Origin of the sequence: Streptomyces sp. NPDC058620 (assembly GCF_042717135.1) — a bacterium.
Lineage (GTDB): Bacteria > Actinomycetota > Actinomycetes > Streptomycetales > Streptomycetaceae > Streptomyces.
This window is the reverse complement of record NZ_JBHXQO010000017.1, coordinates 1-12975: the sequence shown is the minus strand read 5'-3', so window position 1 is coordinate 12975 and position 12975 is coordinate 1. Positions and strand designations below refer to the sequence as shown.

General features: G+C 72.1%; 10 protein-coding genes. 2 read left to right on the top strand and 8 right to left on the bottom strand.

Annotated features, from left to right (window positions below):
- Positions 1–97 precede the first annotated feature (97 nt).
- The gene (lipB, locus tag ACFWSK_RS18275) at positions 98–913 is read right to left on the bottom strand and encodes a lipoyl(octanoyl) transferase LipB (protein ID WP_383786925.1); all 816 of its coding nucleotides are present in this window, start codon (positions 911–913) and stop codon (positions 98–100) included.
- A gap of 269 nt (positions 914–1182) precedes the next feature.
- Between lipB and ACFWSK_RS18270 the strand changes: the two genes are divergently transcribed.
- Complete coding sequence (locus ACFWSK_RS18270; RefSeq protein ID WP_383786922.1) at positions 1183–3054, top strand: regulator; 1872 nt, start codon at positions 1183–1185, stop codon at positions 3052–3054.
- Positions 3055–3243: 189 nt separating this feature from the next.
- Here the strand turns inward: ACFWSK_RS18270 and ACFWSK_RS18265 are convergent, their stop codons facing one another.
- Entirely contained in the window at positions 3244–4551 is a 1308-nt protein-coding gene (locus ACFWSK_RS18265; RefSeq protein WP_383786920.1) for an NAD(P)/FAD-dependent oxidoreductase, read from the bottom strand.
- Positions 4552–4703: 152 nt separating this feature from the next.
- Complete coding sequence (locus ACFWSK_RS18260) at positions 4704–5603, bottom strand: TIGR01777 family oxidoreductase (RefSeq protein WP_383786917.1); 900 nt, start codon at positions 5601–5603, stop codon at positions 4704–4706.
- A 117-nt stretch (positions 5604–5720) separates the two neighbouring features.
- Here ACFWSK_RS18260 and ACFWSK_RS18255 point away from each other — a divergent pair, with 117 nt between their 5' ends.
- Positions 5721–6239 carry a GNAT family N-acetyltransferase gene (locus tag ACFWSK_RS18255; protein ID WP_383786914.1) on the top strand — a complete coding sequence of 173 codons (519 nt, stop codon included), beginning with the start codon at positions 5721–5723 and terminating at the stop codon, positions 6237–6239.
- Between the two features lie 151 nt (positions 6240–6390).
- Here the strand turns inward: ACFWSK_RS18255 and ACFWSK_RS18250 are convergent, their stop codons facing one another.
- The 5 genes from ACFWSK_RS18250 to sucB form a co-directional block, all read right to left on the bottom strand.
- Positions 6391–6912 carry a DUF4240 domain-containing protein gene (locus ACFWSK_RS18250; RefSeq protein ID WP_383787192.1) on the bottom strand — a complete coding sequence of 174 codons (522 nt, stop codon included), beginning with the start codon at positions 6910–6912 and terminating at the stop codon, positions 6391–6393.
- 62 nt (positions 6913–6974) lie between these two features.
- Positions 6975–7946, bottom strand: coding sequence for a helix-turn-helix transcriptional regulator (locus ACFWSK_RS18245; protein ID WP_383786911.1), 972 nt, complete (start codon positions 7944–7946; stop codon positions 6975–6977).
- A gap of 127 nt (positions 7947–8073) precedes the next feature.
- Positions 8074–10779 carry a pyruvate dehydrogenase (acetyl-transferring), homodimeric type gene (gene aceE / locus ACFWSK_RS18240; protein WP_383786908.1) on the bottom strand — a complete coding sequence of 902 codons (2706 nt, stop codon included), beginning with the start codon at positions 10777–10779 and terminating at the stop codon, positions 8074–8076.
- Positions 10780–11036: 257 nt separating this feature from the next.
- On the bottom strand, positions 11037–11660 hold the full coding sequence (locus ACFWSK_RS18235; RefSeq protein WP_383786905.1) for a GntR family transcriptional regulator: 624 nt from the start codon (positions 11658–11660) through the stop codon (positions 11037–11039).
- Between the two features lie 310 nt (positions 11661–11970).
- A partial coding sequence (sucB, locus tag ACFWSK_RS18230; RefSeq protein WP_383786902.1) for a 2-oxoglutarate dehydrogenase, E2 component, dihydrolipoamide succinyltransferase occupies positions 11971–12975 on the bottom strand: 1005 nt, incomplete at its 5' end.

The window sequence follows — 12975 nt, the reverse complement described above, 5'->3', positions numbered from 1 at the left end:
CTGCATTCGAATCTTCGGCGAACACCAGGGTACGCCCGTAGTTAGAACGGCTTTACGTCTGGCCAACCTGGGGCCGACGGGGCCTATTCCCCGCCAGCTAGGCGGAGGCCGGGGCGGCGGCCTTGGGCGGCTCGACGACCCGTGGTGCGAGAGCCGCGTTCTCCAGGACGTCCTTGAGGTGCTTCTCCACGACCGGAAGGACCTCCGCGATCGTCAGGTCACGGCCGAGTTCGTACGCGAGTGAGGTGACGCCCGCGTCCCGGATGCCGCAGGGCACGATCCGGTCGAACCAGGTGTTGTCCGGATTCACGTTGAGCGCGAAGCCGTGCATGGTCACACCCTTGGCGACCCGGATGCCGATCGCGGCGAGCTTGCGGTCCTCGCGGCGCTGGCCCGCGTTGGACGGCGCGTACTCCGGGCCGTTCATCCGCGGGTCGAACTCCTCGTCCTGAAGGCGCGGGTCGAAGTCGAGGGAGAGCCCGCCGAGCGCCGCCCGCTCCTCGACCGGGTCGCCCAGGACCCAGACACCGCTGCGGCCCTCGACCCGGGAGGTCTCCACGCCGAACTCGGCGGCCGTTCGGATCAGCGCGTCCTCCAGGCGACGGACGTGCGCGACGACATCGACCGGACGCGGAAGCTTCTGGATGGGGTAGCCGACGAGCTGCCCCGGGCCGTGCCAGGTGATCTTGCCGCCGCGGTCGACGTCGACGACCGGAGTGCCGTCCAGGGGGCGCTCGTTCTCCGCCGTGCGCCGCCCCGCCGTGTAGACGGGCGGGTGCTCAAGGAGCAGACACGTGTCGGGAACCGCGTCCTCGAAGCGGGCGGCGTGCACCTCGCGCTGCTTCTGCCATGCCTCCTGGTACTCGACGGCGTCCTCGCCGAACCCCAGACGGACAAACCGCAGCTCACTCACTTCAGGTGCCTCCCTACTAGCGGTGCCGGAAGCCCGGGGGGTGTCCCCGGAACCACGTCACCATGCACTGATGTGCGCCCCCAGCCACTGTACGACCGCCCGCATCGGGGCAGCCCGGCAGGTCGTTTCCGTCAGCGCCACCGGCAATCCTCACACGATCGGATGAATGTGGGGCGAAGGCCGCCGGGGGGTGCGGCCGGGGCGGCTAAATTCGCGCCGTTCCATAAGGGCTGCCCGCCCGGCCCCGAAGGCAGGAGACCGTACAGCTGATGTCGGAACGACCTCCGCAGCGCACCCCCAACCGCCGGCTCGCCTCGCTCATCGCCGAAGCCGGGTTCTCCCATGCGGGTCTGGCCCGCCGGGTTGATCAACTCGGTCTGGAGCACGGCCTCGATCTGCGGTACGACAAGACCTCCGTGACCCGCTGGCTGCGTGGTCAGCAGCCCCGGGGCACCACTCCCGCGCTGATCGCCGAGGTCTTCACCCGACGGCTGGGGCGCCGGCTCTCCGCCCAGGACCTGGGGCTCGACGCCTGCGCCCCCGTCTATGCCGGTCTGGAGTTCGCGGCCACGCCCGCCGAGGCGGTCGACATCGTCAGCGGGCTGTGGCGGAAGGACTCGGGAAGCCACGCGGAGTTACGCAAGATCGCGTTCACCCCGGCCGGGCTGGTCGTCCCCAGCCGGGACTGGCTGATCGGGCGGGCCGACGAGTGGGTGGGCAGTACGGAGCAGCCGGCGACGGCTGCCGCGCCGCGAGCCGCCTCGGGGGCTGCCGGTGGGGCCGTGGGTGGCGGGGCGCCGGTGAGCGGCGGGGCTCATGGGGTCGCGGGTGCTGCGGGCACTTCAGAAACTGCGGAGCCTTCAGGGTCTCCGGGGGCCTCGGGGACGGCTGGTTCGCCCGGGGCGAGAGGCTCCGGCGGGCCCGGCTCCGGCGGGCCCGGTTCGGGCGGCTTCGGGGGCGGTGGGCCGGATGGTCTCACCAGCCCCGCCGGTTCCGTCGGACCCGGAGGGGTGACCGTCGCGGGCGGCCCCCACGGAGCGCACGGCTCCCACGCCCCCCAGGCGCACGGCACCCACACCCCTCAGACGCTGCGCCACACCACCACCGCGGTGCACGGGCAGGCCGGCCGGAACAGCGCGCGTGGCCCCGGCGCCACCCGCCCGCCGGCCCACCCGGCGGCCCCGCCCCCCGCCCTCTCGACCGTGCCACGTCAACGGCAGACCGACCGGGGCCCGGGGCAGCGGGTCAGCAGCGGGGACGTCGCCGCCCTGCGCTCCGTCGGCGAACTCTTCCGCACCCTCGACAACGCGTACGGCGGCGGACATGCCCGCCAGGCCCTCGTCCGCTATCTGGAGCACGAGGCGGAACCCATGCTCCGCGGGAGCTACGGGGAGGCCACCGGCCGGCGGCTGTTCTCCGCGGCCGCCGACCTGACCAGGCTGGCGGGCTGGACCTCGTACGACATCGCCGCCCACGGCCTCGCCCAGCGGTACTTCGTCCAGGCACTGCGGCTCGCGCAGGCCGCGGGGGACCGGGGCTACGGCAGCTACGTCCTGATGACCATGAGCCGCCAGGCCGTCTATCTCGGCCACGGCAGGGAAGCCGTCCAGCTGGCGCGCGTCGCCCAGCAGGGCATCGGCTCGTCGGCGCCGCCCGTCGTGCAGGCCATACTGCACGCGGTCGAGGCACGCGGACACGGAGTGCTCGGTGAGGCCAGGACCTGCACCGCCGCGCTCGCCCGTGCGGAACGCGCGCTGGAGACCGCCCGGGCAGGGGACGAGACCCCGCACTGGGCCCGCTACTTCGACGAGGCCCAGCTCGCCGACGAGTTCGCGCACTGCCACCGGGACCTCCAGCACCACCGGACCGCGGCCCAGCACGCGGAACGCTCGCTCCAGCTGCGCGCTCCGGCGTACGCCCGCAGCAGACTGTTCTGCCGGGTGGTTCTCGCGTCCGCGCGGCTCGGGCTCGGCGAGCTCGACCAGGCGTGCTCCCTGGGAGCCGAGGCGGCCCAGCAGGCATCGGAGATGAGGTCGGTGCGGGCCACCGAGTACGTACGCGACTTCGAGCGGCGCCTGGAGCCGTACCGGGACGCGGCAGCCGTACGCCACTACCGGGACCGCGTCGCCGCCCTCGGCTGACCCGGCCCCAGTGGTGTGACCTGCCGGTGACCCACCCCCTGCGGACGCCCCTCACCTTGACCTCCGCCGGGGACAGCGGGTCGGTGGCGGACGCGAGCCGCACCCGGACGTAGCGGCCCGTGGTGCCGGGCGGCAGCTTCACCGCGGTGGGCCGCCCCGCCTTACCGGTCATGTGCGAAGGCAGTGCCGTCAGGCGGCCGTGGTGAGCGGCGCCTCGGCCCCGTATCCCTCCTGTACGCCCAGGTCGGTGAGGATCGCGGAGGCGGCGCGGCGGCCCGAGTGCAGGGCTCCCTGGACCGTGCTCGTATCGCGGTGGTCGCCGCACACGTACAGCCCGGCGAGCATCCGGACAGGGCGGTGCGGATCGTGCGGGGCGGGCATCGCGGGGACCGCCTCCGGGTCGTGATGGGCGGCCAGCAGCTCCCAGTCGTCCGTGGAGGTGCCGTACAGCGCGCCGAGGTGCCTGCGGACCGTGCGGTCGAGATCCGGCGGAGGTGTGCCGAGCACCGTCGAGGTGATCAGCGTCCGGCCGTGCGGGGCGCGTGAGGGATCGACCTCACTCATGACGGCGGTGTGCGCGACCGGTCCCGAGCGGTCGGCGTCCAGCAGCAGCGAGGTGCCGGTCGGCGGGGGAGCGGGGGCGGTGTGGTGCAGCACCGTCACCTGGTGGAAGGCCGGTACCCGCAGCCCCGGCAGCAGTTCGGCGGCGGCACCGGCCCCGGTCGCCAGCAGCAGGGAGCGGCAGCGCAGTTCGCCGTGCTCCTTGGTGCGCACCGAGGTGATGCCGGCGGTGGTGACATGGACACCGGTCCGTACGGTGCCGGGCGGCAGCGTGGCCGCCAGGAGTTCGGGCAGGGTCGCGGAACCGCCCGCCGGTACGCACAGCCCCCCGCGCGCATAGCTGCGCAGGGCGAGATCGGCGACGCGGCTCGATGTGGTGAGCTCGGGGTCGCTGAGGAGTGCGGAGAGCAGGGGGCGCAGGAATCCGTTGACGGTACGGGACGGGAGGCCGCGCGCCGACAGGGCGGCGAGGGCGGTCCGTTCCGGCCGGGCCAGGAGGCGGGAGACGGGCGTGGCGGCCAGCCGTCCCAGTGCCGCGCCCAGGCGGGCCTGGTCGATCGCCCCGCCCAGCGGTGCGCGGGGGGCGCTCGATCGGGAGCGCACTGCCCTGAGTGCGCCCCTTGCGCTCCGTATGGTGCCGGTGCGGTACTGGCGGCCCTCGCTGTGGACCAGGAGCCCGGGGGCGAACCCCCGCAGCACCAGCCCTTCGAGGGCGGGAGCGAGACCCAGCTCCGGGCAGGCGGAGCTGAGCAGTGGGCCGAGGTGGTCGAGCCGGAATCCGTCCACGTCGTGCGTGACCATCCGGCCGCCGACACAAGGGGCGGCCTCCAGGACGCTGACGCTCACTCCCGCACGGTTGAGCTGATGGGCCGCCGACAGGCCGGCTGTTCCGGCCCCGATGATGATCACGTCTGAGTGATGTGCCGTGCTGAGCACGTGCCCCTCCCCGAGTCGGTGCGACTGGTGGGAGGCTCTTGCCCCCAACAGGCCCCCGGAATACCCGAGTTCGGGTCGAGGCTAGGTGTATGGCTGATACGGGCACAGCAGCGCGCGCACCGGGCACCGGGGCACGGGGTCGCACACCGGCGTCAGCGCAGGGCCGCCCGGATCGCCGCGTCGATCCCGGGGAACGCGAACGAGAAGCCCGAGTCGAGCAGTTGGCCCGGCAGGACCCGCTGGCTGCCCAGCACGTCCGCCGCGAAATCGCCCAGGGCGATCCGCAGCGCGGGCGAGGGGGCGGTGAAGAGCGTCGGACGGTGCAGCACCCGTCCCATCGCGGCCGTCGCCTCGCGGTTGGTGACCGGGTCCGGCCCCGTCAGATTGACCGGTCCCGACAGGGCCGGTGTGTCGATGATGTGCCGCAGGGCCGCGATGTGGTCGTGCAGCGCGATGAAGCTCCAGTACTGGCGCCCGTCGCCGAGCCGCCCGCCGAGCCCGGCCTTGAACAGCGGGAACAGCCGCCCCCAGGCCCCGCCCTCCCGTGCGACCACCAGCCCGGTGCGTGCGAACACCGTCCGTACGCCCGCCTCCTGGGCGGCGGCCGTGGCCTCCTCCCACTCCACGCAGACGGACGGCAGGAAGCCCTCGCCGGGCGGAGCGCTCTCGTCGACCGCGCGGTCCCCGGTGTCGCCGTAGTAGCCGATGGCCGACCCCGACAGCAGCACCTTCGGCGGGGTGTCGAGCGAGGCGACGGCCTCGGCGATCGCCGCCGTGCCCAGCACCCGGCTCTCCCGGATCTCGCGCTTGTACGCGTCCGTCCAGCGGCGGTCACCGACTCCGGCACCGGCCAGGTGGACGACGGCGTCGCACCCCACCAGCCCCGCCACGTCGACGAACTGGCGCTTGGGGTCCCACTCCACCTCGTAGCCCGTGGTGGCCGGGCGGCGCACCAGGCGGACCACCTCGTGCCCGTCGGCGAGAAGCGAACGCACCAGCGCCGCTCCGATGAGTCCGGTGGAACCGGTGACAGCGATACGGGAGTGCGGCATGGCCCCATCCTGCCTCAGCCGCGCCGCGCGCCGCCGTCTTTCCGGCCCGCCCGACGGGTCGCCGGAGCCGGGAAAACGCGCTGACCGGACGAGGTGGGGCGTGCCACAGTGGAACGCATGTCCGAACTGCGCACCCGCCCCGTCCGTCACGCCGTCCTCGCCGACAACGAGGCCCTGGGAGAACTGGACCGGGCCACCTGGTCGACGCTGCACGCGGTGCAGCCGCGACCCCAGCCCCCGTACGACTCCTTCTTCGACGAGGGACACCGGCCCCAGGACTTCCTCGTGGCAGAGGCCGAGAACGCCGGGGGCGAGGCGGCCGTCGCCGGGTACATCCGGCTGGTCGCGCCCACCCCGCTCGCCTGCAACGCGCATGTGCGCCAGATACAGGGCCTCGCCGTGGCCGACTGGGCGCGGGGGCGCGGCCTCGCACGGGCCCTGCTGCGCGCCTCGTTCGCCGAGGCGCGGCGCCAGGGTGCGAACCGCATCACCCTGCGCGTCCTCGGACACAACACCCCCGCCCGCGCGCTGTACGCGGCTGAGGGCTTCGCCGTCGAGGGTGTGCTTCCCGGCGAGTTCTTCCTGCACGGACGTTACGTCGACGACGTACTGATGGGCCGCCCCCTCATGGCCTGAACCTCCGCATGCCGCACATGAGTTCGTGCAGGCGGCGTACGGCGGGCTCGGCCGGCGCCCCCGGTCCGGCGGCCGGCGCCCCGGCCGTCGCCCAGGACTCCGGGGCCACCCGTACCGCGTCCGGTCCCGCCATACCAGGGGGTCTCAGGTCTCAGGAGGGGCCGAAGCGGTCCCAGAGCGAGGGGAAGCGCGCGGCCAGCCCGGTGTCGTCCTCCAGGCTGAAGGGCACGCCCTCCGGCTCGTTGGGCTGGGGCGGAACACCGAGGTCCGGCGCCACCACCCCGGTGAGCTGTTCGTACGCCTCGTCGGCGGCGTAGCCGAGGTCCTCACCGTCCCCGTCGAACTCCTCGTCGAAGTCGTCGAGGAGTTCGGCGAGGCTGTCCGGATCGTGCACCGCGCCCTCGAAGACCTCCCGGCCCTGGCCGATCAGCCAGCAGCGGAAGTAGTCGAAGGCGTCGTCGCTCGCCCCGCCGAGCAGGACGGCGGCGGCGCCCCACAGATCCCAGCGGTACGCGCGGTTGTAGCGGGCCTCGAAGTGCCGGGCGAAGTCCAGCACGGAGTCGGGGTCGAGCTGCAGCAGCCTTTCGACGAGCAGATCGGCGTGGTCCTCGGGGTCGCCCTCGGCGGCCTCGCGGGTGCTGTCGACGATCTCCCAGAACTCCGTCTCGTCCATCACGGGTCAAGCATCGGGCTTGGCGGCGGGCGACGCACGCGGAGACACGGAAATGAAGCCCTTCAGCGATAGAGATCGCGCAGCCGTTCGGCCGCCTCGGAGAACCGCGCGCGAAAGGAGGCCGGTCCGAGGACCTCCAGCTCGGGTCCCAGCGCCAGCAACTGGCCGAACGCGATGTCGAGGGACTCCACGGGCAGCGTGACCGTGCGCCAGCCGTCGGCGCCGGGCGGATCGGCCCGCTCCAGCGCCTCCTGCGCCGCGGCGCGGTCGCCGGCGTACGCCAGGCGCCGGGCACCCGCCTGGGATACGCGTACGGTCACCTCGGTACGCAGGATGGACCGCGCGAACTGCGCCGCACGCGCGTCCCAGAAGCCCGGCAGATCGAAGCCCTCGTCCCTCACGAAGCGCGCGTCGGTCACGGTGACGGCCGAGAACCGGTCGATCCGGTACACCCGGAACGTGTCCTGGGCCCGGGCGCAGAGGTACCAGATCCCACCCTTCAGGACGAGCCCGTACGGGGCCAGCTCCCGCTCGGCCTCCTCCCGCGCACCGGCGCTGCGGTAGCGCGCCCTGACGACGCGGTCGTCCCAGACGGCCTCGGCGACGGCGGGCAGCAGTTCGGGTGTCACGGGCTCCTGGTACCAGCCCGGGGCGTCCAGATGGAAGCGCTGAGCGGCGGTGGCGGAGGCATCCCTCAGGGACGGGAGCAGGGCCGCCGACACCTTGAGCCGGGCGGCGGACGCGGCGTCGTCGAGCCCCATCTCCCGCAGGGCGGACGGCAGCCCGGAGAGGAAGAGCGCCTCGGCCTCGTGGCGAGCTAGCCCGGTGAGCCGGGTGCGATAGCCCCCGACCAGCCGGTACCCACCGGCCCGCCCCCGTTCCGCGTACACGGGCACACCCGCCTCGGACAGGGCCTGCGCATCCCGGGTGACGGTCCGCTCCGACACCTCCAGCTCCTGGGCGAGCTGTGCGGCGGTCATGGAGGGCCGGGCCTGAAGAAGCAGCACCATTTTGATCAGACGGGCAGCGCGCATGGGGCCATTGTGGGGGCGGGATCGAACGACGCCCTCAATCGCCGGGCAGGTTCGAAAGAGCCCTCAATCGCCGGGCGAGCTTGATCTCTTCAAGCCCGCGCGGCGATTGAGGGCAGAAACGGCCAGGTCAGAGACCGTACCGCTCCCGGGCCTCCTTCACCGCGGACGCCGGTACCTCGCCGCGCCGCGCCAGCTGGGCCAGCGCCGCGACCGCGACCGACTGCGCGTCGACCCCGAAGTGGCGGCGGGCCGCCTCACGCGTGTCGGAGAGACCGAAGCCGTCCGTGCCGAGCGAGGACCAGTCCTGCTCCACCCACTGGTTGATCTGGTCCGGAACCGCACGCATCCAGTCGCTGACGGCCAGCACGGGACCCGGCGCACCGGACAGCGCCTGCGTCACGTACGGCACCCGCTGCTCGCCGTGGAGTATCGCCTCGTCGGCGAGCAGCGCCTCGCGCCGCAGCTCGCCCCACGAGGTGGCGGACCAGACGTCGGCCGTGACACCCCAGTCCGCGGCCAGCAGTTCCTGTGCCTCCAGGGCCCAGTGGATCGCCGTACCGGAGGCCAGCAGCTGGAGCCGCGGCGCGTCCGCGCTCGCGGGCGTGCCCTCCTTGAAGCGGTACAGGCCCTTGACGATGCCCTCCTCGACGCCTTCCGGCATCGCGGGCTGCTGCTTCGGCTCGTTGTAGACCGTCAGGTAGTAGAAGACGTTCTCGGCCTCGGGGCCGTACATCCGGCGCAGACCGTCCTTGACGATCACCGCGATCTCGTACGCGAACGCCGGGTCGTAGTTGAGCGACGCCGGGTTCGTGGACGCGATCAGGTGCGAGTGGCCGTCCGCGTGCTGGAGGCCCTCTCCCGTCAGCGTCGTCCGGCCGGCCGTCGCGCCGACGATGAAGCCCTTGCCGAGCTGGTCGGCGAGCTGCCACATCTGGTCGGCGGTCCGCTGCCAGCCGAACATCGAGTAGAAGATGTAGAACGGGATCATCGTCTCGCCGTGCGTCGCGTACGACGTCGCCGCGGCGATGAAGTCGGCCATGGCCCCGGCCTCGGTGATCCCCTCGTTGAGGATCTGGCCGTCCTTGGCCTCCTTGTAGTACATCAGCTGGTCGCGGTCGACCGGCTCGTACGTCTGGCCCAGCGGCGAGTAGATGCCGGCCGACGGGAACAGCGACTCCATGCCGAAGGTGCGCGCCTCGTCCGGGACGATCGGCACCCAGCGCTTGCCGGTCTCCTTGTCCCGCATCAGGTCCTTGGCCAGGCGCACGAACGCCATGGTGGTGGCCATCTCCTGTTTGCCGGACCCCTTGTACAGGGCCTTGAACGCGCGCTCCTCCGGCTCGGGCAGCGCCACCGCGTGCACCCGGCGGGCCGGTGCGGGGCCGCCGAGCGCGGCACGGCGCTCCTGGAGGTAGCGGACCTCGGGGGAGTCCGCGCCCGGGTGGCCGTACGGCACCAGGCCGTCGGCGAAGGCGCTGTCCGGGATCGGCAGACCGAGGAGTTCGCGCATGTCCTTGAACTCGTCGACCGACAGCTTCTTCATCTGGTGGTTGGCGTTCTTGGACTCGAAGCCCTTGCCGAGCGTGTAGCCCTTCACCGTCTGCGCGAGGATCACGGTCGGCGCGCCCTTGTGCTCGACGGCCGCCCGGTACGCCGCGTAGACCTTGCGGGCCTCGTGGCCGCCGCGCGAGGTGTAGAAACACTCGGCGATCTTCGCGTCGGTGAGCAGCTTGGCCAGCTCGGCGAGCGCGGGCTCGGCGCCGAAGAAGTGCTCGCGGATGTACGCGACATCGCGGGTGGCGTACGTCTGGAACTGCGCGTCCGGGACCTCCCGGAGCCGGCGCACCAGCGCACCCGAGGTGTCCAGCTGGAACAGCTCGTCCCAGGCGCTGCCCCAGAGTGTCTTGACGACGTTCCAGCCGGCCCCGCGGAACGCGCCCTCCAGCTCCTGGACCACGCGGAAGTTGGCGCGGACCGGGCCGTCGAGACGCTGCAGGTTGCAGTTGATGACGAAGGTCAGGTTGTCGAGCTGCTCACGGGCCGCGAGGGCGAGGGCTGCGGTCGACTCGGGCTCGTCCATCTCGCCGTCGCCCAGGAAGGCCCAGACGTGCGAGTTCGACGTGTCCTTGATGTTGCGGTTGGCCAGATAGCGGTTGAAGCGCGCCTGGTAGATGGCCGAGAGCGGGCCGAGGCCCATCGACACGGTGGGGAACTCCCACAGCCAGGGCAGCCGCCGCGGGTGCGGGTAGGAGGGCAGACCCTCGCCGCCCGCCTCCTGGCGGAACTTGTCGAGCTGCTGCTCGCTGAGCCGGCCGTCGAGGAAGGCGCGGGCGTAGATGCCGGGGGAGGCGTGGCCCTGGATGTAGAGCTGGTCGCCGGAGCCTCCCCCATTCTCGGCTCCGCTCGAACGGGAGGTGCCCCCTCCCTCCTTGCCGCGGAAGAAGTGGTTGAAGCCGGTCTCGTACAGCCAGGCGGCCGAGGCGAAGGTGGCGATGTGGCCGCCGACGCCGTAGCGGGCGCCACGGGTCACCATGGCCGCCGCGTTCCAGCGGTTCCACGCGGTGATGCGGGACTCCATCTCCAGGTCACCGTCGAAGGCGGGCTCCGCGGCGGTCGGGATGGAGTTGACGTAGTCGGTCTCCAGCAGTTTGGGCAGCGCGAGACCGGCACCCTCGGCGTGCTGGAGCGAGCGCCGCATGAGGTACGCGGCCCGGTGCGGGCCCGCGGCCTTGGTGACGGCATCGAGGGAGGCCGCCCATTCGGCGGTCTCCTCGGGGTCACGGTCCGGGAGCTGGTCGAGCTCGCTCGGAAGCTTTCCTACGGGGTCGGTCATGATCGCCGCCTTCCGGAGAGGAGGGGGGTGGAGAAGGCCCTGACTGGCAGGACAGGGCGATGGGGCCGGTGGGCCCGCGGAGTGAACTGTAAAACGCTGATCGATGATCGATCAAAGGGTTGAAGGGGAAAATTTCTCGATATGAAGAAAGTGGCATTCGGTGCCTCGAAACAGGGCACGCAGTGACGCCGCGAAAGGGATGAAAAGGGCGCTCGACTGTGCAGTCGAGCGCCTGGTGCTACAGATGGGCGGACAGGTCACGCACGGGGCGCGCAGCCCAGCACGTGTGCCTTGACCAGCGTGCCGATCTGCGGGTCCTTCCGCAGGAACGCCTCGATGAGCGCCTCGTGCTCCTCCGCGTACGACTTCTGGACCGTGCCGAGCCACCGGATCGACAGGGCCGTGAACACCTCGATGCCCAGCCCCTCCCAGGTGTGCAGCAGCACGGCGTTCCCGGCGGCCCGCACCATCTCCCGGTGGAAGGCCACGGTGTGCCGTACCTGGGCCTCGCCGTCGGCCAGCCGGTCCGCCTCGTACAGGGCCGCCACGTGGGGTGTCAGCGCCGAGCAGTCGTCGCCGAGGCCGGGGGCCGCCAGCTCCGCCGCGATCTGTTCCAGACCGGCCCGGACGGGATAGCTCTCCTCCAGGTCGGCCGCGGTCAGGTTCCGTACCCGTACGCCCTTGTTGGGAGCCGACTCGATCAGGCGGAGGGTCTCCAGCTCGCGCAGGGCCTCCCGCACGGGGGTCTGGCTCACTTCCAGCTCGGTGGCGATGCGGCGCTCCACGATCCGCTCGCCCGGCTTCCAGCGCCCGCTGACGATCCCCTCCACGATGTGCTCGCGGATCTGTTCGCGCAGCGAGTGGACGACGGGCGGGGTCATGAGGGGCTCCTTCTGAGCAATCCGGCGCTGCCTGCGCCGGCACGGCCGCCTGGGCGACCGCCGGTGCTAGGAGGGGGCTGAAGGCTTTGGCCGGGCTCGCGGCGTCCGGCACGCGCATCTGCGGCGTTGCCGAAGTGCCCGAGTAGCTCCGCTACAAAGGCACTCCGGCGCCTTGCAACTGCACGCACCAGACGCCGCTCCCTGATCCGGCCAGGGCCTTCAGCCCCCTCCTAGACAATACGACGCCGCCCCCGGCCGGAAGTGTTCCGGACGGGGGCGCCGCTGGTGAGGCTGGTTACAGGTGCGTGGCTCAGAGGCCGAGCTCGACCTCGAACTCACCGGCTTCCAGGATCGCCTTGACCGTCGTCAGGTAGCGGGCGGCGTCCGCGCCGTCCACCAGGCGGTGGTCGTAGGAGAGCGAGAGGTACGTCATGTCGCGCACCGCGATCGTCTCGCCGAGGTCCGGGTGGTTGATGACCACCGGACGGCGGACCGTGGCACCGATGCCCAGGATGGCTGCCTGGTTCGGGGGCACGATGACGGTGTCGAACAGCGCACCGCGCGAGCCGGTGTTGCTGATCGTGAAGGTGGCACCGGACATGTCGTCCGGGGTCAGGCCGCCGCCGCGGGCCTTGCCGGCCAGCTCGGCGGTCTTCTTCGCGATACCGGCGATGTTCAGGTCGCCCGCGCCCTTGATGACCGGGGTCATCAGGCCCTTCTCGGCGTCCACGGCGATGCCGATGTTCTCCGAGTCGAAGTACGTGATGGTGCCTTCGTCCTCGTTGATCCGGGCGTTGACGACCGGGTGGGCCTTCAACGCCTGGGCCGCCGCCTTCACGAAGAACGGCATCGGGGACAGCTTGACGCCCTCACGGGCGGCGAAGGACCCCTTCGCCTGGTTGCGCAGCTTCATCAGCTTCGTGATGTCGACCTCGAGCACCGAGGTCAGCTGGGCCTGCGAGTGCAGCGCCTTCATCATGTTGTCGCCGATGACCTTGCGCATACGGGTCATCTTGACCGTCTGACCGCGCAGCGGGGACGCCTCCAGCTTCGGCGCCTGGGCGGCCGGAGCAGCGGCGGCCGGAGCCGGAGCGGCAGCGGCGGCCTTGGCGGCCTCCGCGGCGGCGACGACGTCCTGCTTGCGGATACGGCCACCGACACCGGTGCCCTTGACCGCGCCCAGGTCGACACCGTTCTCGGCGGCGAGCTTGCGGACCAGCGGCGTGACGTACGCGCCGTCATCACCGGAAGGCGCGGCCTGGGCGGCCGGTGCCGGGGTGACGGTAGACGCAGCGGCGGGCGCCCTGTCTCTATA